The following is a 22,328-nucleotide window of genomic DNA, read 5'->3' as shown; positions in this document are numbered from 1 at the left end:
ATATTTTGCTAAATGATATTATGAAAACAAAACGTGATTTTTAGCCCTGATGGAGCCGGTATCCTTTTTATTTTGTTTTTAGAACTCGGGTTAACTCAGCATGATTTTGCTGTTTGAAAAAGGCTTCGACAGGCTCAGCTTGACAAAATAAAAAGATAAAGGCGAGAGCAGGAGAAGAGCTTGTTTTGGAAACCAGACATTCTGCTCAAAAAAAAATCGAACGAGCGTAGGTAGCTGTTCGATTTTGGAATGAATAGATTTGAGGCAAAATATTAATGTTCAAGGAAGTTGATGAGGTGTTCCCTGTTGGCGTAATAGGTTTCGTGCTCTAAGATGGCTTTACGGTTGCGGGGGCGATCGTAGGTGATATCGAGGATGTCGCCTATTTGAGCTCTTGGACCTGAGGTCATCATGATGACTCTGTCGGCAAGGAAAATCGATTCATCGACATCGTGGGTAATCATGATTCCTGTTGTTTTTTCTTTGTCTAAAACTTCTAGTAATACGTCTTGCAATTCGCCACGGGTTAGGGAATCCAACATTCCGAAAGGTTCGTCCAAAAGTAATACCTGGGGTTTCAAGGCCAAGGCTCTGGCGATTCCTACACGTTGTTTCATTCCTTGGGAAAGGTCTTTGGCTTTTTTGTCAAAAGCACCGTCGAGACCTACTTTACTCAAGTAATATTTGCAAATGTCTTCGCGTTGTTTTTTGGTAGCAAAAGCAAAAACTTTGTCTACTCCCAATTGTACGTTTTCGAGTGCACTCATCCAAGGCAATAGGCTTGGGGACTGAAAGATAACGCCACGGTCTGGTCCTGGTCCTGAAATAGGGGTTCCGTCCAAGATGATTTCACCGCTTGTAATTGGATTGAGTCCTGCAATCATCGATAGCAACGTTGTTTTTCCACAACCGGAATGCCCGATGATGGAAACAAATTCGCCTTCTTTGATTTTGAGGTTCAAATTTTCGAGTACTACAAAGTCGCCATTTGGGGTAGGATAGACTTTGGTAAGATTCGATAATTCGAGCATGTATTTTTCGAAACCGAGTGCGTCTCTTGCTATATCTTGTGTGTGTAGTTGTGTGTCTGTCATGTTTTCTGTTTTTTATTTTTTTGAAACACTTAGAATCCTAGATTTCTTAGTTTGTATTTTAGTTGTTTAACACACATAGGACTGATAGTGCTATGTGTATTCAACTTGTTGAACTAAGGATTCTTTTTTTTGGAACACAGATTTGAGAAATTTAAATAATTTTCACTGATAGAAATTGAAGTTAATTAAAATTAATCCGTTGCTTAAATCAAGTCAAGTCTATGATAGCTATTTCAGTGAAACGCTTTTTTAAGTTCAAAAAAAATCTATGAATCTATGTGTTTCAATTTTTTTAACTACAAAGGATAATCTCTGTCATTCTGTGAAATCTGTGTTCCAAAAAAATCAATCAAATTTCATAGGAACTAAATCCGGTAATTCGTATTCTGGGACTTCTAATCCTGCGGTTCTTTCTTGTCCTATTTCCATTAAATACTCAATGATTTTGTTTCGTAATTTCTTGAAATTATCATCGTGGTTCATGGCAACTTTGTCACGGGGACGTTCGATGTTGATGTCGAATTGTGGTCCTAAAGTCGCTTTGGGTCCTGGTCGCAATGGAATCACTCTATCGGCCATGAAAACACCTTCGTCCACATCATTAGTAATCAATAAAGCGGTGCGTTTGTCTTCGCTCCAAATCGATAAAATTTCTTCTTGCAGATTCCCTCTGGTCAAAGCATCAAGTGCTCCTAGCGGTTCGTCCATCAAAATCAATTCGGGTTTCATGGCTAAAGCTCTCGCTACTGCCACACGCTGACGCATCCCGCCTGAAAGTTCTCTTGGTTTTTTATGAATCGCATGCGAAAGGTTTACTTTTTCGATATAACTTTTCACTTGATCGTCTATTTCCTTAGCGCTCCAATTGGGGAAAACAGCTCTCACAGCCATCGCAATGTTGTCATAAACCGTTAGCCAAGGCAATAAAGAGTAGTTTTGGAAAATAATACCACGTTCGTGGCTGGTTCCTGAAATGGGTTGCCCTTTGAAAAGAATTTCTCCCGAATCGGGTTCGATTAATCCGGCTATTAAGTTGACCAAAGTAGTTTTTCCGCTTCCAGTAAAACCTACGATGGCTACAAATTCGCCTTCTTCTATTTTTAAGTTGATGTTTGATAATACCTCGGTTTTGTTTTTACCTTCACCATAGGATTTATAAACATTTTTGAGTTCTAGATAAGCCATGATTTTTCTTTTTTAGGTTCTGAGGTTCTGAGTTGCTCAGGCACTGAGGTTCTTAGTCTCTTAGTGCCTTAGCCTCTAAGTCTCTTCAAATAAATTAATCAGTAAACGTTAGTAATTTTTGGAAAATCATCATGATTCTGTCCAACATAAATCCGATGATACCAATGATGAACATGGCAACAATGATTTTAGAGTTGGAATCGCTAGAACCGTTTTGGAATTCTTCCCATACAAACGAACCTAAACCAGGGCTTTGTGCTAATAATTCAATCGCAATCAATACCATCCAAGCTACAGAAAGCGTGATACGTAATCCTGTAAAAATCATTGGGAATGATGATGGAAGTATGATTTTGAATATTTTTTTGAAAGTGCCTAATTGTAATACTTTGGCAACATTCATAAAGTCTTTATCTACAGAAGATACTCCTACGCTGGTGTTTACTAAAGTAGCCCACATAGAACATAACCCCACACTGATGAACGAAATCACAAATGATTTTTCGACATCTACATTGGTCAAAATGGTCTTTACAATCATCGAAACCAATAACAACCAAACAACTGGTGAAACGGGTTTAAAAATTTGTACAATCCAGTTGAATGACGTACGCAACGTATTACTCAATCCTAATACAATTCCGAAAGGAACAGCAATAACGATAGATAATAAAAATCCAGCAAATACGGTTTTTAAACTCGTTATGATTTGGTCCACAAAAGAAGGACGACCCGTATAAACGATTTCGGTTTCTCCTTTAGCGACTCTTTCTGCATTTAGCGATTCGTATTGCGCAATAAAATCGGCTTTTTTAGCGGCCATGATTAAGTGATCATCCCATAATTTTCCTAGTGCATCATACACCATTATAGGTGAAGGTAAGGAGTTTGGTCTGCAACTAATATCACCTGAGGCAATACAATCTTCTAATCGCTTAGCGGCTTCAGGACCTTGGTCTTTCAGTGCTTTTTCAATTTTGATTTGGGATTCAACATTTCCTAAATAGTTCGAAAATGATTGCCATAAAAGAAGAAAAAGTACCACTGAGAATAAGGGTAATAGAATTCTTTTTCCTGTTTCTATTGCATTTTTTTTAACTTCTTCACCTGTGGTCAATCGGATGAGTGGTTCTAAATAACCCAAACCCATAAATTTGACCGTTTTTATTGTTAATGCTTTCATTGCTTTGTATTTTGTTTGTTGGTAATGGTTTTGTAAAAGGTTTTAATTAGTAAAAAGAGTAGTAGCGATTTACTAAAGTTTTTTTAACACAGTTCGTCTTTGCTCAGTGCAGAATCTGGAAATAGTTTCTGTAACTAGTAAAAAACGTTTCAATTGTTGTAGTGATACATAGCCTATGCTTACTATGAAGTTTTATAATAGTGAGGATGCTGGAGTAGCATCCTCAACTATAGTAATTATTTAATTTTTGTTACCAATTTTCATGCTTTTGATGTATTCTAATGGTTTTTTACCATCATAACTCAATCCGTCGATGAATTCGGTTGTAGCTGGTTTGTAACCATCGGTAGTAGGAATATCTGCTTGATCTAAGTTTCCTTCTTTAACTAACAATTCAGCTGCTTTAGTCCAAATTTCAGGTTTGTAAACTTCTTTGATTTTTGATGCATACCATTCTGCTGGTTGTGCTTCAGTAATTTGTCCCCAACGTCTCATTTGAGTCATGTACCAGATTCCGTCAGAGTAGAAAGGGTAAGTAGCGTTGTTGTTAAAGAACACATTAAAGTTTGGTTCGTCACGCTTGTCTCCTTTTTCATATTCGAAAGTACCTGTCATTGAGTTTCCTAAAACTACTTCATCAGCACCAACATAAGCTGGACTAGATAAGATTTTTACAGCTTCAGCTCTGTTTTTTGGATCATCTAACCATTTACCTGCTCTAATTAAAGCTTTAGTAATCGCAATTGCAGTATTTGGATTTTTCTCCACAAAAGCTTTCGTCATTACGAATACTTTTTCAGGGTGGTTTTTCCAAATGTCATTTGACGTAATTACTGGAACTCCAATACCTTTAGCAACCGCTTGTTGGTTCCAAGGTTCTCCTACACAGTATCCGTTGATGGTTCCTGCTTCAAGAGTCGCTGGCATTTGTGGTGGAGGTGTTACAGAAAGTAATGCCTCTGCATTGATCATCCCTTGTACGTTGTCTTTCGTGTACATTCCAGGGTTAATTCCTCCAGCAGCTAACCAATATCTTAATTGGTAGTTGTGTGTTGATACTGGGAATACCATACCCATTTTGAAGGGCTTGTTGGCATTTTTGTATTCTTTGATTACAGGAAGTAAGGCACTAGCACTAATAGGGTGCACTGGTTTTCCGTCTTTCAATGGTAATGAAGGTTTCATTTTTGACCAAACATCGTTAGAAACTGTAATGGCATTTCCGTTTAAGTCCATTGAGAAAGTAGTTACTAATTTGGCCTGTCTTCCAAAACCAACAGCTGCTGCTATCGGTTGACCTGCTAGCATGTGCGAACCATCAATTTGTTCGTCAATCACACGGTCCAAAACGTTTTTCCAGTTGGATTGCGCCTCAAGTGTTACAAATAAACCTTCGTCTTCAAAGAATCCTTTTTCTTTGGCTATGGCCAATGGTGCCATATCGGTCAATTTGATAAATCCTAAAGTTACCTGTGGTTTCTCTAAGGCTAATTTTTCGGTTTTTGAAGCCGTAGTAGTATCGGCTTCAGTGCTACCTTCTTTTTTTGCGTCTTTTTTACAGCTCATAACACTAACAGCGGTTATGGCAAGTAAGGATATTTTAAAAATTAGTTTTTTCATATTGTTTTTGTTTTATTGTTTCCTAATTATTTTTTGCTTGAAAAGATTTGTGGGTTGATGTTTACCATCACATACGCCCAGTTGTTTGTAGTATCGTTCAGACCTGTACCGCCTTTAAGAGCAACCATTGAATCTGAAGCAAACATTTGAGAGTATCCAGCCACTAGAGTGATGTCTTTGTACACTTTGTAAACAGCTGTGATGTCTAGTTCTGTTCCTAAGTATTTATCATCCGTTGCAGCCAATTCGTTTGCAGCGTAAAATAAATGAGGAGCAACAGATAAGTTTACTTTTTTGATAGGGAAATCTAGTTTCAGTGTAAGGTCTTGTAATCCTACTGATCCACCGTGGTTTCCTACGTAGAAGTAATCCATAAAACCATTGAAAGCGTGGTTGGTACCAAATATAGGGTTGAATGATTTCACCACTGTTGAAGTTGATGTTTGATCTTTACCAGATAAGAATTCATATCCTAAAGTAGCTTTGAATTTTGGTGTAAAAGCATAGCCTAAATTAGCTGCTGTTTCCCATGCTGAAACTTCATTTTTACCAATTTTACCTGTTTGTCCGTATAAACTAAAGTCAAAAGTTACTTTTTTACCAGCATAATTAGCATAAGAACCTAATGTTTGAGAGTAATTAGTCTCTATTTCAGAAGGTGTTTTTAAATACTCTCTTCCTAAGTTTAAGGCTAGGAAACTAACTCCTAATTTTTTGATGTTGGTGTGGTACCAAGCATATTGCATGTCTTTGAAATCGGTTGCAAAAGGCGTTGCTGGGGCAACTTTTGCTTCTGAATCAGCATTTAAAGCAAATCCTAAATCTAATTGACTTTTTGCTCCTTTGAATTTTATTAAAGCGGCATCAAAACTACGTCCTTGATTTGCCCAATCTAAACCTCCAAGGATTCTTTGATTATCGTATGATAATGGTTGACGTCCTACTTTGGTACTCCATTTGTCTGAAAAACTATATTGTGCCCATCCTTCAAATAACACAAAACTATTCGTTGCATTTGAAATACCTCCTGTAAGGTTGTTTACTGCTCCCCATGTGCGTACGTTTTGCAACGCTACTTTCATTTTTAATTTGGCGTCTCCATAATTGAAGTTTACTCTTGTACGGTTTCCTATAAATGAAGTATGTTCAGTGGTAGGAGTTAGTAAAGTACCAAAACCGTTAGTATATTCGTAACGAGGTCTAATTTGAATGTCAGAGCTAAACTCTTGTGCATACGTACTAGCGGTAATTAAACCTAATAAGCTAAAAGAAATTGTTTTAAGTAACTTCATAATGATTGATTTTAATATTTGTTTTTTTCTAATGATCTACAGGACAAATGTACGTACGTATATTTACTTAAGCCTACTGTAATTAGCATCAAAAAAAAGGTTTTTAACCCTTGTTTAAAACAGACTTAAGGTGTTTTAAAACATGTGTTTTCGCATAAAATGCTTGTAAACTGTTGTTTTTAGGGGTTTTGTAAATACGTATTACGTACTAAGAGAGAAAAGAGAGGGTTTGTTTTTACTTACGTAAAAGGGAGGTTTTTGAGAAATGGGACACTGATGACACAGATTAAACAGAATATTTTTACCGCCAAGGCGCTAAGCCGCTAAGAGTAAATAGAATTATTTTGTCGAAAAGACGCCAAGGAACTAAAGAATAGAATAATTGTATTTACGTTATCGCTAGGGGACGAATAAAATCCGTGTAAATCGGTGTTTTTTAAGAAAATCAAAACACAAAGAGAGTATTTTGATCCGCGTCATCCGCGTTCCTTTTTATCATTTAATGTTCCACGTAAAGACACTAAGAATAAATGTATTGATTTCATCGCTAGAGCGCGAATAAAATCTGTGAAAATCTGTGTTTTAAAGACAATCAAAACATAAAGAAGGAAATTATATCCGTGCCATCCGTGTATCCTTTTACCGTATGGATACTAAAACTGACGGTGTTCCGCGATTTCAGCTTGTAGTTTAGGGATTTCTAACAGACTGATTTTTTTACCTACAATATTGATCAATCCTTCTTTTTTAAGGCTTGAAAAAATTCTAGTTACTTGTTCGTCTGTAGTTCCAGCGAAGTCGGCGATTTCTTTTCGGCTAAGATTAACGTTGATGAGGTGGTTGGTTTGTCCGAATTTTTTAAACAAATGCAATAAGGTATCGATAACGCGTTCTCGAACATTCATTTGGGCAATTTTTTTAACTCTGTTCTCACTTTTATTAAGCTCTTGTGCATAAAAAAGCATCATGTCATAGGTGAATTCTGGTATGGTTTTTAGAATTTCCTGCATGATTTCGTTACTAAAATTACACAGTACGGTATCTTCAAGGGCGGAAGCTCCAATTAAGTAGCGGTTGCTTGTCCCGAAACCTCTAAATCCAATGGTGTCTCCTTCTTGTGCTAAACGTACAATTTGTTCACGACCGTAAATTCCTGTTTTTAAGATTTTTACTTTTCCTTTTTGAAGAAAATATAATCCTTGTGTTGGTGCTCCTTCAATCATGAATTGCTGTCCTTTTTTACATGGAAAAGTATTTTTTTGCAAAATAAAATCTTGCATCTTTTCTAGGTGTAAATGTTTTTTGATGAAACAACTTGTATTGATACAGCTTGTACAGTCGGTATGGATGCGATTCATGATATATCTGATTTAGATTATACAATAACAAAATTAGCTAAAATTACGTACATATACTTAGTTTTATCACTAAAGAATACCAATCTTGAGTCGAATTAAGGATTTGGTAATAAGAGGATTGGTTTCTAATTATTAGATAAATTTTTTAGGAAATTTATATGGGATTTTTAATATGAGGTTTGTGATGTTGTTATGAATTAAAAACTTCTGGTTTAGCCTTGATTGTAGTAGCATTCTCTTGTGTGGTGTAGTGTTTTCTTGTGTGGTGATAACATATGCATGAAATTTACCTGTATGCCTGGAAGTGCTTCGGACAGCCGAAGTGAGTAATTTTGATAAGTAGCATGTTCAGTTCCTTATAAAAAGAAAAAAGCTGCCCGAAACGAATTTCAAGACAGCAAAAAAAAAAGTTTTTGTTCTAATTCTGGATGGAATTAGCGTCGTATTGTGTTATTTTTTTTCAATTTCTTTAGCCATTGCTGGTTGTTTTTCATTCATCATATTGGTGATGGTAATATGCATCCAGATTAAACAAATGGCAGAGAATAATAATACAAATATCCATGAACTTGACCATATTCCTGTTGTGGTTAGTAGGTAACTAAAGATGATTGGACCAAAAAATCCTCCTAGACCACCTAGTAATCCAACCATACCACCTACAACTCCTATCTCAGTAGGGAAATATTCAGGGATGTGCTTATAAACAGCTGCTTTTCCGATTCCCCATGATATACCAATTAAGATAACTAAAACTAGATATACCCACATGTTAGCGTCAAAATTGATTCTGGTAATACCTTTGGCAAGTAATTCTTTTTTGTTCACTTCTTGATTTTGAGTGACAATCACTTTTTGCCAAGAGGATTTAGTTGGGAAAATATTGCCTTCGGATATTGCTTCAGGTTTAGCATCAATAGGAAAGTCTTTATCGTCTACTCTAACATTAGTTGGGGATACTGCTGTTACGATTCCTTTTTTACCAGACATTACTCCAGGTCCAGCAGTTTTAATTTCCATTTTTGGGATCATCAATAAAAAGCTTAATACTACTGAGGAACTTAGTACCCAATACATTACAGTTCGAGCACCAAATTTATCTGATAAATAACCACCAAAAGCACGAATCACACCAGATGGCAAACTGAACATAGTAGCAAACATTCCACCCATTACAAGACTAGTGCTGTATACGTTCATGAAGTTAGGTAGTAGCCATTGTGAGTAAGCTACAAAACAACCGAATACTAAGAAATAGTAGGCTCCAAAACGCCAAACACGTGGACTTTTTAGAGTCGTTAACATTTGAGGTATGGTACGGTTTGATTTTTCTAATTTTTTATTTTCAGCAAATAAGATGAATAATATTCCTATTACTAATAAGGTTACTCCATAGGCGATAGGTAGTAGTTTCCAGCCGTTTTGAGGATCTTCAATAGAGAAATGGTTAAGTAATGAGGGAGCCAAAAAGGTTGTTATTGCTGCTCCTGCATTTCCCATTCCAAAAATCCCCAATGCTCTACCTTGCCATTCTTTTGGATAAAAAATTGAAGTGTATCCAATACCAACAGCAAAACTGGTTCCGACCATTCCAAATAAAAAGCTTAAGATAGCAAACATGAAAAAGCTATCGGCTAATGGTAAAAGGAAAAGTGGAATAGAGCAAAGGAGAAGTAAGGTGGCGAAAACATATTTTCCGCCGTATTTATCTGTTAAAATACCAATAGGTAAACGCATGATGGAACCTGTTAAAATTGGAATTCCAAGTAGCCATCCAACTTGAACAACGCTCCAGTTGAAAATTCCTTTGTCTACTAAGTAAGTAACTAGTACACCATTTAGCGTCCAACATGCAAAGCATACTGTGAAAGCCAAGGTGTTAAGAAATAACATTCTATGTGATTTTGATAATGAACTAGTATTTTCCATATATACTTGATTTATTTTTTTACAAATATAAGTATAGTTACGTATTAATACGTATTTTAATTTAGGTAATTTAGTTGATATACGTAATTTTTGAATATTCTTTGATTTAAGTAATGCTTTTTATGAAAAGCATAAAATCTAGCGATATTTTTGATTAAAAGGAATAGTTTTCTGTTTTTGGTAGGCTTTTGGGTTAGCCTAAAGTCTTGCTTTTAGTAATTGTATAGTGAGTAGTTGAGATACACTCTAGATTTTGTTTGTAATTTTAATTGGGATTTTCAATTAGCTCTATTTGATAAAGTATAGCTCTTTATATATTGTTTTTTGGGGATAAGTAATTCTGACTTGTACTGAGACTAAGTCTACGTAGTGAAAGCTTGATTGTAGGTTGTGATCTAAGTATAAAAAAAACGCTAATTTATCAATTAGCGGTTTTTAAGAATGATGTTTTTTTATATTAATGAATATTCTGTAGCTTTATTTGAGAGCTCCATTAGGTTTTTGACTTTTAGTTTTTTCATCAGATTAAAGCGGTGTACTTCGGCTGTACGTTTACTGATGTCTAAGGTTTCGGCAATTTCTTTGTTTCCTTTGCCTGAGAGTAAAAGCTTTAAAATTTCTTTTTCTCTTTTGGTTATCGTTAATTCTTCTGCCATCGTACTTTTTGCTTCAACCGCAGATGGATTAGATAATTGATTGATTAAGATAGATGAAATGTCTCCTGTGAAATACTTACCTCCATTAGTAACAGTATGTAGTGCTTTTAAGAATTCTTCTTTACTAGATCCTTTTAGTAAGTATCCGTCAGCACCTGCATTAATTGATTTAAGCACGTATTCTTCGGAATCATGCATCGATAAAACAATTGTTTTGACAAAATTGTTTGCTTTACGTAGCTTGTCCACCACCTCGATTCCTGTAAGATGAGGCATTCTAATATCGATGATTAATAAATCTGGTTTGTGCTCTTCTACCACTGTTAAAGCTTCTTGACCGTCAGTAGCTTCTCCAACAACGACGATATTTTCTTCCGATTCTAACAAGGATTTTACTCCGTCTCTTACGAATACATGGTCGTCTGCTAGAACTACTCGAATGATATTGCTCATAATTTACTTAAGATTAATTAAGGATGTGTTACGTATTAAACACTAAAATAATGTGCAATATACGTAATTATTTGAATATTTTTTCACGTACTATACGAAACGGAAATAATCAGCTGAGATTTGTGGAATTTAATTTTGAAGCACCTATGATTTGTGGTAATTCGTGTAATTTGTGTCAGTTTTTTTTACACTGAATATTCTAAATAGGAATATTAAAGGTAATTCGTGTTCCTTCTCCTGGAATAGAATTAAAAAAGATACGACCGTTAATGTATTGAATTCGTTCTTTCATAAATAGCAATCCCATTCCTGATTCGCTCGTTTTGTTTTTCTCAGCTTTGGAAACGTCAAATCCTTTTCCATTATCGTCTATTGTAACACTTAGTAAGGTTGGGCTATGTGTAAGTTGTACAATGATATGCGTAGATTCGGCATATTTTATAGCATTGTTGATGGCTTCTTGAGTCAAACGGTAAAGGTTGATTTCGATTAAAGAATCTAATCTTTGGTCAAAGTCACTTTTGTTGTAAAAAAGAATGTTTTTCCCAGTAAGTTTGGATAGTTCTAGTGTCAATTTCCCTAATGAGGAAACGATACCATGATCGCTTAATTCGGGTGGCATCAAATTGAAAGTAGCGGTACGTACACCTTTGATGATGTCGAGTGACAGTTTCTTTAGGTATTCAATTTTTTGAGCAGACTTTTCTTTGTCGTCTAAGTTGATGCTTTCAAGGCTAAATTTCAAGCCTGTTAACATTTGTCCAATTCCGTCATGAATTTCTCTAGCAATTCTGTTTTGTTCGTTTTCTTGGTTTTCTACAATTTTGCTAGAGATAATTTTTTGTTGGTTTATTTTTTCAGCTATATTTTCAGCATTTAGTCTTTCGACTTCTTGTTCGGCTGTTTTACGGATGGTAATATCAAAACAAATGATTAGTAATTCCGATTCTTCCTTTCGAATAGTAACGGGTATCATAGAGAGGTCAAGCCAAAGTGGTTCGTTGTTTGGATTAGTGATTTTAAGTTCGCCTTGCCATCCACTTTTTTGTTTCTCTTTTATAATACGGTCTATAAAGAGTTGTTCTTTTTCAATAGAAGTAAGTGCTTCGGAGAATTTCTTGTCGGCATGAAAACTACTATAATTGATGAGTTTTGCAAATTTATCTCCTATATGGATAATGCTTCCGTCATTCGAAATTCGGCAATACAATAATGTATTTTCCATAGCATAATTCAAAGATTTGAGCTCTTTAACGGAGTTCTCTTTTTGTTCGCTAATAATTTCGGTGTCGTATGCTAATTTGAGTGCTTTTTTTTCTGAAACTAAAAGTTTAGAGATAAGCTGTTCTATTTTTTTATTAGTAGGCTTAAAAATGAACTGTAGTTCGAGTAGTAAAACGAGTAGGGTGAAAAATAAAATACCATATTCAGTATTGCGCTGAAGGGTTACTTTGTAAAACGCTTCTTTTTCATATTGCCCTACAATTTGGTTCATTTTTTTTAGAAAAATGACTTGGTTGTCTAATACTGTTTGAATTAGTTGCGGTTTACGTATAGGGCTTCCGCTTAGTTTGTGCTGGTTTAAAATTTCGTTTGTAGTTGAAACTATGGTGTCGAAATTTGGGCTAATATTGATGTATAGTTGTTTGAGTTCTTTGGTTTGCTCTTTTGGGAATTGAAGATTATCATCTCCGTTTTGCAAAGCTATTTGTGTGGATTGCCAAATAGATAGAGTTTCTTTTATGTTGAAAATTTGTTGCTTTGTTTTGGGAGCATCAGAAACAGCATTCAGTATCAAAATCTCTTTGACTAATTTTTGGCTTAACATTCTTTGTTTTCCAGAGATGTTTATTAACCGAGAGTCATTAAGCTGGGTGTTAATGTTGTATTGGATTAACATTTGGCTTAAAATTACTGTAATAGCAATAGTGACTAAGGCAAAAATATAGCGCTGTTTTAGCTTTTTGAAGTTGAGGCTATTCGCTGTTTCTGAGGTGTCTTTTTTCATATTTTTACAATCCGAGAGCTTCTTTTATCAAGTCTAAATTTGCTGGGCTATAATTGATTTTTAAAGCCGCTTGGTGTCCTTTTTCAGACATTTTATTCCAAGTTTTTAGGATGATATTTTTTAATTTCTCTTTGTCGTGTTTTTCAACAAATGGCTCTAGGTAATATTCTAAGAATACTAAGCAAATGACGTCTTCTAGTAATTGTGTTTCGGCGTCTTTTTTGAGTAGTTTTTTTTCAATCAGAAAACAAACTCTGTCGATAAAACTTTGGTCGTATCCTGCTTTTTCTAGAATTTCAGCAGTTAGTTTTGCGTGAAATTTTTTCAATTCTTCTCTCCATCTTAAATAACCAACGCGATCCATAGGGTAGGATTCTCGTGCGATTTTCCAACGGCAAATATGTTGGGCTTTGGCTGCAATTTGGACTTCTTCTGAGGCAGAAGGACAAAAATCCATAAGTCTATCAAACATTCTATTAGAGTATAATAGTTCTTTTGGATGACTTATGGATTCGTGAATTTCTATATTAGGGTCTTGAGCGTTTTCGGCATCAATCCATTGGCTGGCTTTTTGAAAAGGTGTTGTAGTCATTTGGAGTATTTTTAGGATACTTCAAAGATACATATTTATTCAATAAACCCAATCAATACTTCACCTTCAACGATTTTTACTGGATAAGTAGCGATTTTTAAATCGTCACCACTTAAATTGCTTCCGTCTTTTAATGAAAAAGTTTTTTTATGGATAGGACAAGCAATTTTAGGTGTGTCTTCTGCAGAACCAATCATTCCTCTTGATAGTACCATTTCCATTTTATGAGGACATACATTTTGACAAGCATACCATTCATTTCTTCTTTCGAAATTGATTACGGCGATTTGTTTGTTTTTGTATTTAACACATCCGCCACCATCAGCTGGGAAATCTGAAGTTTTTCCTGCTTTGAACCATACTTTAACATCGTTTAGAGCAACTGATTGGTATTGAGTTAGTACGTTTTCCATGTTTACTATTTTTGATTTCCTCTACTCAACTCCTTTTGTCAGGAGTTGAGATTGGAAAGGTTGTGTTTACTATTTTTGAATTCTTTTGTTTGTTGGGATTACCAAGCTTTAGGCATTTTTTGGTCTCTAAGTGGGATGTATTCGATATTGTCATCACGGTCGTCAGAGTTGGTAAAATGACTAAAACGTTTCATCATTTCAGGGTCTTCAATTGCTTGTTTCCATTCGCATTCGAAAGTGTCCACTAATTGTTGCATCTCAGCTTCAAGAGTTTCATTGATTCCTAAACTGTCATTGATAACCACATCTTTTAAATAATCAATACCACCTTCTAGTTTTTCTAACCAAGTAGAAGTTCTAACTAATGGTCCTGCCGTACGGATGTAGTACATTAGGAAACGATCCATGTATTTGAACACAGTTTCTTTGTCGATTGTTTCAGCTAAAAGAACTGCATGTTTTGGATTCGCTCCACCGTTTCCACAGATGTATAAGTTCCAACCACCTTCAACAGCAATCACTCCAAAGTCTTTTCCTCTTGCCTCGGCGCATTCACGAATACAAGCAGAAACTCCTCCTTTTAATTTGTGTGGAGAACGGATTCCTCTGTAACGGTTTTCTAATTCGATAGCTAATGTTGTACTGTCGTCCATTCCGTAACGACACCAAGCATTACCTACACAACTTTTTACAGCTCTTAATGATTTTCCGTAAGCGTGTCCACTTTCAAAACCATTATCGATTAATTTTTTCCAAATTGCAGGTAAATCATTTAGTTCGGCACCAAATAAATCCACACGTTGTGCACCTGTAATTTTAGTGTATAAACCGTATTCTTTGGCAACTTCACCAATAGCGATTAATTTTTCGGCAGTTACTTCACCACCAGCCATTCTTGGAACAACTGAGTAGGTTCCGTTACGTTGAATATTAGCTAAGAATCTATCATTTGAATCTTGTGAAGTAACGTGTTTGTTGGCTGTGTCGTTATAGATACTAGAGAAGATAGAAGATAATACAGGGCGACAAACTTCGCAACCATCTCCTTTTCCAACAGTTCCTAGAACTTCATTGTGATTGGTGAATTTGTTGATTTTTACAATATCGTATAATTCTTGACGAGTGTAAGCAAAGTGTTCACAAACGGTATCTTTTACTTCTTTACCTAATGATTTTTGTGCTGCTTTTACTAAGTCAACTACCATTGGTTTACAACCTCCACAACCTGAAGTGGCTTTGGTTAATTTGGCAACATCACCAAAAGTTTCGCAAGTACCGTCAGTGATAGAACAACAGATAGCTCCTTTTGTAACATTTTCACAAGAACAAATTACAGCAGTATCCGGTAAATCCATTGCACTTCCTATAGCAGATGCTTCGCCACCTCTTGCTCCTAAAATTAAATCTTCAGGGTTTTTAGGGATAGCCATTCCGTTGCTATAAATTTGGAATAGGGTATTGTAATCGCTAGAATCTCCTACTAAGATACCTCCAAGAAGTTTGGTTCCGTCTTTTGAGATATTGATTCTTTTGTAGATTCCGCTTACTTTGTTTTCATATATAATAGGTGTTCCGTCTTGGTGCTCGATAAATGGGTCTCCAAAACTAGCTACTTCCACACCGATTAACTTCAATTGAGTAGACATATCAATTGTCTCTCTCATTGTTTTGTCTCCTTCTAGAATTTGTTCAGCAGCTACATCGGCCATTTCGTAACCTGGAGCTACTAAACCATAAATCATGTGATTGTAAAGAGCTACTTCTCCAATGGCAAAAATCGAAGGATCTGAGGTTTGCATTTTGTTGTTAACCACGATACCGCCTCTTACGCCAACTTCTAGACCGCAAGCTTTTCCTAGTTCATCACGAGGTTTAATACCTGCAGAAATTACTAACATGTCTACTTTTAGCAATTCTTCTTCTTCAAACATCATTCCTGTAATCTCCTCTTCACCATCGATGAATTGAGTAGATTTACTTAGGTGGATTTTAATGTTTAATTCTTCGATTTTTGAACGAAGCATATTACTAGCACCTTTGTCTAATTGTCTTGGCATTAATCGAGGAGCAAATTCTACTACATGTGGATTTAATCCTAGGTCACGTACCGCTTTAGCTGCTTCAAGACCTAATAAACCTCCACCTAGTACAGCTGCTTCTGTTGCGCCGTTTTGTTTTATTTTTTTGGCATATGCCATAATAGCGTCAAGATCTTCGATGGTTCTGTAAACAAAAACACCTTCTTTTTCTACTCCATCAATAGGAGGTACAAAAGCAGCTGAACCAGTTGCTAGAACTAAGTAGTCGTAAGTATGAGTTTTTTCAAGATGAGTCGTTATAGTCTTAGTTTCTTTATGAATATCGGTAACTAACTCAGAAGTATTTAAAATGATATTATTCTCTTCGTACCAGTTGGCAGTCGACATTGATAAATCGTCAGCTGTTTTTCCTGTAAAGTATTCACTTAGGTGAACACGATCATAAGCGCGTCTTGGTTCTTCACCAAATACGGTAATTTGATATTTTTCCTGTCCAGATTTTGATATAAATTTTTCGCAAAATTTGTATCCCACCATGCCGTTTCCGACTACTATTATTTTAATCATAATATCATTATTAAGTATTACGTAGCAAATATACGTAGTTATACTTAATTAAGTTGATTCTTTGACAACTTTTTGATATTTATTGTGGATTAATGAAAAACGAGGGGATAAAATGTATTTTGTTTATTTTTTTAATCAAAATATAATCAATTTAGAGTTTTATTTTTGTAATTATTTTGTTTTTTGGTGGGGGGTTGCTGTTTTTTAGCATATTTTTTCCTGCGATTTATACGTAAAAAAACACCTAGAAGTTACTTTAGGTGTTTTTTGTATACTTAGTTTTTTTTGTTTTTACTTAGGTTTTTTGGTTGCTGTAGTACTTTTTTTGGAACCAAAAGGCTAAGTTTACCAATGCTATTAGTGCAGGAACCTCGACTAAAGGACCTATTACGCCTGCAAATGCTTGTCCGCTATTGATGCCAAAAACACCAATGGAAACTGCAATGGCTAATTCGAAATTATTACCAGTGGCTGTAAAAGCTATGGCGGTTGCTTTTGAGTAATCAGCACCAAAATACTTTCCAGTAAAAAAACTGATGACGAACATAATGCTGAAGTAAATTATCAGTGGAATAGCAATTCGGATAACGTCCATTGGGATTTCAACTATTAATTCACCTTTCAAGCTAAACATCAAAATAATAGTGAAAAGTAAAGCAATTAGCGTAATGGGTGAGATAAATGGAACAAATTTGTTTTGAAACCAATCTTCTCCTTTGGTAGCAATTAGAGTGTATCGGCTAATGATGCCTAATGTAAAAGGAATTCCTAAATAAATCCCAACACTTTCTGCTATTTGACCAATACTAATATTTACTTCAAAGCCATTATATCCAAAATAGGGAGGGAGTATCGTAATGAAAAGGTAGGCATATATGCTGTATAATAGTACTTGAAAAATACTATTTAGAGCAATAAGTCCTGCTGCATATTCTCGGTTTCCTTTGGCTAAATCATTCCAAACAACAACCATGGCGATACAACGCGCTAGTCCTATTAAGATAACGCCAATCATGTATTCAGGATAGCCATTGAGTAGTAGTAGAGCTAATGCAAACATTAATATAGGGCCAATAATCCAATTGAGTAATAAGGAAGCGCCAAGAATTTTTGTGTTTTTAAACACTTCGCCCATTTGTTCGTATTTCACTTTTGCCAAAGGTGGGTACATCATTAATATTAATCCAATAGCCAAAGGAATGTTTGTTGTTCCCGATGAAAATGAATTTATGAAATTGCTGCTTGAAGGGATTAAATAGCCAATCGAAACACCAATGAACATGGCGATGAAAATCCAAAGTGTTAAGTAGTTGTCTAGAAATCCAAGTTTTTTTCGGTTCAGTGTAGGTGTACAATTGTTAGCGGACATATTTTATTATTTAACGTATAAGTCATTTAAGTTTGAAAAAGAATTTTAAACTTATATGACTTAAATGGTTATTGTTAGAAATCTTGATGAAGCTTAATTTCTTAATGTTTTAAAAACTCAAATATTCTTATTTTTTTACTTTTATAAAGCATTTCAATAAATCTTATATGACTTATATGTTTAAAAATTTTAGAGTGTTATTTTAGAAAAAACATAAAACATTTCAGTGGCGATTTGCAAGCTTCTTTCTTCATATTTTTCAGCTTGTTGCGGGGTGTTGTCGAATGCTTTTGGATCTTCAAAAGTAATTGGTATTCTCTTTTCGGCACCAGCGATAAACGGACAACCAACATCGGCATTCGAACAGGTCATAATAGCTGCGAATTCTGCTTGTGGGTTAAAACTATCGTCAAATGTTTTTGAAAAACAAATGATAGGATGTTCGTTCTCTGAGTATTTTACACTGTAAATTGGGTTGGAAGCTTCTGAAAGTGCTTTGATTTGGAATCCTTGATTGGTTAGTGTTTTGGCAACCATCGGAAACATTGCTGTGGCTTCAGTTCCTCCTGAGTAACAGAATACATTTTTAATATTGAAATGATGAGCGGCCGTTTGTGCCCAGATTTGAGATAAGTGACTTCTTCTAGAATTGTGGGTACATATCAAGTTGAGTCTTATTTCTTGCTGATTGTTAACTTTGGTTTGGATGTAATCCACAAGAGGTTGAAGTGTTATTTTGCGTTCTTCAGTAATGCTATCAACATTCAAACTGTTTATTAGTTTGTCAATAGCTGTAAATAATGTAGGCTTAGTTGTGATCATATTTTTTAGTTTTATTATAGAATTAATTAGCAACAGTTACCTCCAGGGGCGCAACAGCTGGTTTGAGTATCGGGATTTGTTTCTTTTTTTTCTTTAGGAAGTCCACATTGGTCTTCGGCTAGGCAGGCTGTTTGTTTATTGCGTAGTAAAAAGTTTTTACCATCAAAATCTAGGTCATACTTGCCAATGGTTTCAGTTTGGTACTCAACTTCAATCTCGTGATCTTCGATGCCTAAAGCTGTTTCAGAAAGTTTGATGATATTTAACAGTCTTTGTGGTTTTAATCTGTGTTCAGTGTCATTAGCATTCCAAAGTTGGAAATTCACAACTGTTTCTTTTCTAATTGTTCCTCCACAATCGATGAAATTTTTGGTGATTAATCCAATTTCTGTTACGTGAAAGTGTTCAGGAACAGTATCACCATTTGGTAAAATAAAGGTTACCGTTTCGGTTGATACTAGCTTTTGTTTGATTTCAGATAGTTTCATGATTTTTTTTTTTTTTTTTTTAAGTGATGAGATTATTGGAATTTGGAATTTTTTTATTTGGAATTTATTTTTAACAACATTGATTTTTCTTGTTTTCTAAATATTGGTTTACGATTTGGAAAAAACCTTTTATTTTAGAAAACCCTTCTTCGTCAAGACAGTAGCACATGGTATTTCCGTCTAAACTCCCCTTGATTAACCCAGCATTTTTTAATTCTTTTAAGTGCTGGGAAACAGTAGGTTGTGATAGGGGTAGTTCGTTAACTATGTCGCCACAGATGCAACTGTTTACTTTTATGAGGTGTTGGATAATAGCTATTCTGGCTGGATGACCAATGGCCTTGGTTAAAGTAGCTAGTTCGTTTTGTTGGTCTGTAAAGTGTTCTGTCTTAGTAGTTCCCATTGCGATATATTTATATTGCAATATTACGATATAAAAAGTTAGAATAAAAAATATTTAACTATTTATTTTAATTTAAGGGGTTGATATAGTTGTAATTCTTTTGTTTTTTTAGTCTAAAGATAGATGGGTGTTTGTAATTAGATATCCAAATTTTCTTTAGGAATAGCGTGAAATCCCGCAGATTTTACTTTGGTTTCAACCTCACGAATATCGATGATTTTAGTAGAGTAAACGGTGAACTCCCTTGGAAAAATATTTTTATTAATTGCGACCTCTTTTATTCCGTCTATTTCCAATAGTTTGGTTTCAATTGTTTCAAGGTCTACATCTTCTTTTGCATTTGTCCCGAAAACCCGCCCGTGATTGCCTGGGATGATGTTGTTTGTTATAATGCTCATGATGTTATTTTTTTTGGTTTTTGAATGTTTTTATGGCATAGTGTGTTTAGTTCTTTAAATTTAATCATTTTATCTGTTAAATGATTATAATTGGGTTTGTTTTTTATGATTGCAAAATAAAGGCAATAAAAAAACCTGTTCGGGAATTCCGAACAGGTTTTCTATAATGTAATATGAATATCGACTAGTTGTCGTTCATTCTATAGTCAGGGTAAGCGCTCATTCCGTGTTCGTGCTCATCTAAACCTTCGATTTCCTCTTCTTTAGTTACTCTAAGTCCAATTGTTTTCTTGATAACAATTAATATGATAAAAGAAGTGATTACGCAGAAAGCTCCAATGGCAGCTACACCAGTTAATTGAATTAAAAATTGATCAACACTTGCCATTGCTCCAAAGATACCTACAGCAAGAGTTCCCCAGATACCGCATACTAAGTGTACTGCAACTGCTCCAACAGGGTCGTCAAGTCTTAATTTGTCTACTAAAGCTACTGCTAAAACAACTAATATACCAGCGATAATTCCAATAAGGATTGAGTCTGTTGGTCCCATTTGGTCAGCACCCGCTGTGATACCAACTAATCCTGCAAGAACACCGTTAAGGAACATGGTTAGATCAAGATTTTTGTATAAAAATTGAGAGAACATGAAAGCGGCAACTCCACCTGCTGCTGCAGCTAAACAAGTTGTAACTAATGTTAGTGAAGTTAAAGCTGGGTCAGCTGAAAGTACAGAACCTCCATTAAAACCAAACCATCCTAACCATAAAACCAATACACCACCTGTAGCCAAAGGCATGTTGTGACCAGGAATAACTTTTGGTTTTCCGTTTTCGTCAAATTTACCAATACGTGAGCCTAATAACCAAATAGCTATAAGAGCAGCCCATCCACCTACTGAGTGAACTAAAGTAGATCCTGCGAAGTCATAAAATCCCATTTCGTCTAGGAATCCACCACCCCATTTCCATGAACCTGCGATTGGGTATACTAATCCTACGTAGATGATAGCAAAAATCATGAATGAGTTAATTTTGATTCTTTCAGCAACAGCTCCAGAAACGATTGTAGCAGCTGTCGCAGCAAACATTCCTTGGAACAAGAAGTCTGTCCAATAAGTATAGCCTTCGTTGTATGCTAAATCCAAGGCGCCATCTTTAAGAGGTGCGTCTAAGCCAAAACCTGCAAATCCTAAGAAGCCGTTAAAGTCTCCAGGGTACATAAGATTGAATCCTACTAAGCAGTATAATAGTAATCCAATACAAATAATAAATAAGTTTTTAAATAAGATGTTAATTGTATTTTTTTGTCTCGTTAAACCGATTTCTAAAAATGAAAATCCTAAGTGCATGAAAAATACTAATGCTGTACATAGCATCATCCATACGTTGTTTGTTGTTAATAATCCTGTATCCATAGTTGTATTATTTGTGTTTTATTAATTTAATGTATCTCCGCCTTTTTCACCTGTACGGATTCTGTAAGCTTCAGTAACTTCTGAAACGAATATTTTTCCGTCTCCTACATGTCCTGTAGAACCTGCTTCTAAAATTGCTTTTATTGTTGCTTGTTCAAAATCATCGTTTACAACTATAGATAGATGTCTCCTTTGGATATCGCTCGTGCTATACGATACACCACGGTATACATGGCCTTGTTTTTCGTTTCCTAATCCAGTTACATCCCAATAAGTGAAGAAATTTACTCCTACCGCATGTAATGCTTTTTTTACATCAGAAAATTTAGATTTTCTAATTGTTGCTTCAATTTTTTTCATGTTTGATTTGTTTTTGAAATTAAGGGTTACTATTTCTTTTTTTGGTAATAAAGCGTTGTGTCAGTTATTGCTTTATTGTTAATTTTTCAATTATTTTTAGCGAATTTATTAACTTTTTTCAAAGTGAAATAGGAAATGATGGACTATTTGTTAAATTTTGAGCCGAATTATTAATATTTGAAAATTGGCAAAAAATAATATGTAATTATTAGTTTTATTTGATAAAAATTATCATTTCAATAATGAGGTATTTTTTATTTACCCCTATTTATTTATGCGTCTTGTCTTTTGTAATTGATAATAAATCTAGTTTTATTTGATTTTTTTGATTCATTTTTGATTTTTGGTTGTTTTTTAAGGGGGTGTTGTGGTTTGCGTTGTGAAATTGAAGTTTTATTTAAGGAGAGAGTATTGTTAGGGTTTTTAATCCTATAAAAAACTTTAGAAGTAAGAATCTATCTTACAATAGTTGTATTGTAGATTATATTTTTATTTTTTTATTGAATTATATCAATACTTGCAATACATTTGCTTAAGTTTCAATATAAAAGGGAGGGAGGTGTTGTATTCTTTTAAAAAATCATAATATAATGATGATTTTAATTTTGAATATAAAACCAAGTGCATATAATTAGATAATAAATTTGAATAGATGATCTGATTTATGTTAGTAATCAGAGGG

19 protein-coding genes are annotated in these 22,328 nt (G+C 34.8%); all 19 read right to left on the bottom strand.

Going from position 1 to position 22,328, the window contains the following annotated elements; all coding sequences use genetic code 11:
* Window positions 1-272: 272 nt before the first annotated feature.
* Complete coding sequence (locus SLW70_RS16210) at window positions 273-1,094, bottom strand: ABC transporter ATP-binding protein (protein ID WP_414458232.1); 822 nt, start codon at window positions 1,092-1,094, stop codon at window positions 273-275.
* A gap of 345 nt (window positions 1,095-1,439) precedes the next feature.
* Window positions 1,440-2,279: an ABC transporter ATP-binding protein gene (locus SLW70_RS16205; protein WP_320889709.1), complete on the bottom strand. Its 840-nt coding sequence runs from the start codon at window positions 2,277-2,279 to the stop codon at window positions 1,440-1,442.
* Window positions 2,280-2,373: 94 nt separating this feature from the next.
* Window positions 2,374-3,462 (bottom strand): ABC transporter permease, encoded by a 1,089-nt coding sequence (locus SLW70_RS16200; RefSeq protein ID WP_320889707.1) that lies wholly within the window; start codon window positions 3,460-3,462, stop codon window positions 2,374-2,376.
* A gap of 240 nt (window positions 3,463-3,702) precedes the next feature.
* Window positions 3,703-5,082 (bottom strand): CmpA/NrtA family ABC transporter substrate-binding protein, encoded by a 1,380-nt coding sequence (locus SLW70_RS16195; protein WP_320889706.1) that lies wholly within the window; start codon window positions 5,080-5,082, stop codon window positions 3,703-3,705.
* Window positions 5,083-5,108: 26 nt separating this feature from the next.
* A complete protein-coding gene (locus tag SLW70_RS16190) occupies window positions 5,109-6,374 on the bottom strand; it encodes an alginate export family protein (RefSeq protein ID WP_320889705.1) in 1,266 nt (421 codons plus the stop codon).
* 653 nt (window positions 6,375-7,027) lie between these two features.
* Window positions 7,028-7,732 carry a Crp/Fnr family transcriptional regulator gene (locus SLW70_RS16185; RefSeq protein ID WP_320889704.1) on the bottom strand — a complete coding sequence of 235 codons (705 nt, stop codon included), beginning with the start codon at window positions 7,730-7,732 and terminating at the stop codon, window positions 7,028-7,030.
* 450 nt (window positions 7,733-8,182) lie between these two features.
* Entirely contained in the window at window positions 8,183-9,661 is a 1,479-nt protein-coding gene (locus tag SLW70_RS16180; protein ID WP_320889703.1) for an MFS transporter, read from the bottom strand.
* Window positions 9,662-10,113: 452 nt separating this feature from the next.
* Window positions 10,114-10,770, bottom strand: coding sequence for a response regulator transcription factor (locus SLW70_RS16175; protein ID WP_320889701.1), 657 nt, complete (start codon window positions 10,768-10,770; stop codon window positions 10,114-10,116).
* Window positions 10,771-10,969: 199 nt separating this feature from the next.
* Window positions 10,970-12,778 carry an ATP-binding protein gene (locus SLW70_RS16170; protein ID WP_320889700.1) on the bottom strand — a complete coding sequence of 603 codons (1,809 nt, stop codon included), beginning with the start codon at window positions 12,776-12,778 and terminating at the stop codon, window positions 10,970-10,972.
* Window positions 12,779-12,782: 4 nt separating this feature from the next.
* Entirely contained in the window at window positions 12,783-13,370 is a 588-nt protein-coding gene (locus SLW70_RS16165; RefSeq protein WP_320889699.1) for a DUF4202 domain-containing protein, read from the bottom strand.
* Window positions 13,371-13,405: 35 nt separating this feature from the next.
* Window positions 13,406-13,783 (bottom strand): nitrite reductase small subunit NirD, encoded by a 378-nt coding sequence (gene nirD / locus SLW70_RS16160; RefSeq protein ID WP_320889698.1) that lies wholly within the window; start codon window positions 13,781-13,783, stop codon window positions 13,406-13,408.
* Between the two features lie 98 nt (window positions 13,784-13,881).
* Entirely contained in the window at window positions 13,882-16,389 is a 2,508-nt protein-coding gene (gene nirB, locus SLW70_RS16155) for a nitrite reductase large subunit NirB (protein WP_320889697.1), read from the bottom strand.
* A 295-nt stretch (window positions 16,390-16,684) separates the two neighbouring features.
* Window positions 16,685-17,758 (bottom strand): ACR3 family arsenite efflux transporter, encoded by a 1,074-nt coding sequence (gene arsB, locus SLW70_RS16150; protein WP_320889696.1) that lies wholly within the window; start codon window positions 17,756-17,758, stop codon window positions 16,685-16,687.
* Between the two features lie 189 nt (window positions 17,759-17,947).
* The gene (locus SLW70_RS16145; RefSeq protein WP_320889694.1) at window positions 17,948-18,580 is read right to left on the bottom strand and encodes a protein-tyrosine-phosphatase; all 633 of its coding nucleotides are present in this window, start codon (window positions 18,578-18,580) and stop codon (window positions 17,948-17,950) included.
* A 26-nt stretch (window positions 18,581-18,606) separates the two neighbouring features.
* Window positions 18,607-19,068, bottom strand: coding sequence for a DUF6428 family protein (locus SLW70_RS16140; protein WP_320889692.1), 462 nt, complete (start codon window positions 19,066-19,068; stop codon window positions 18,607-18,609).
* A 70-nt stretch (window positions 19,069-19,138) separates the two neighbouring features.
* On the bottom strand, window positions 19,139-19,471 hold the full coding sequence (locus tag SLW70_RS16135) for a metalloregulator ArsR/SmtB family transcription factor (RefSeq protein WP_320889690.1): 333 nt from the start codon (window positions 19,469-19,471) through the stop codon (window positions 19,139-19,141).
* 137 nt (window positions 19,472-19,608) lie between these two features.
* Complete coding sequence (locus SLW70_RS16130; RefSeq protein ID WP_320889688.1) at window positions 19,609-19,869, bottom strand: heavy-metal-associated domain-containing protein; 261 nt, start codon at window positions 19,867-19,869, stop codon at window positions 19,609-19,611.
* Between the two features lie 184 nt (window positions 19,870-20,053).
* The gene (locus tag SLW70_RS16125) at window positions 20,054-21,286 is read right to left on the bottom strand and encodes an ammonium transporter (protein ID WP_320889686.1); all 1,233 of its coding nucleotides are present in this window, start codon (window positions 21,284-21,286) and stop codon (window positions 20,054-20,056) included.
* Between the two features lie 21 nt (window positions 21,287-21,307).
* Window positions 21,308-21,646 carry a P-II family nitrogen regulator gene (locus SLW70_RS16120; protein ID WP_320889685.1) on the bottom strand — a complete coding sequence of 113 codons (339 nt, stop codon included), beginning with the start codon at window positions 21,644-21,646 and terminating at the stop codon, window positions 21,308-21,310.
* Window positions 21,647-22,328 lie beyond the last annotated feature (682 nt).

This window comes from Flavobacterium sp. NG2 (genome assembly GCF_034119845.1).
GTDB lineage: Bacteria > Bacteroidota > Bacteroidia > Flavobacteriales > Flavobacteriaceae > Flavobacterium.
This window is presented reverse-complemented; position numbering and strand designations above follow the sequence as displayed.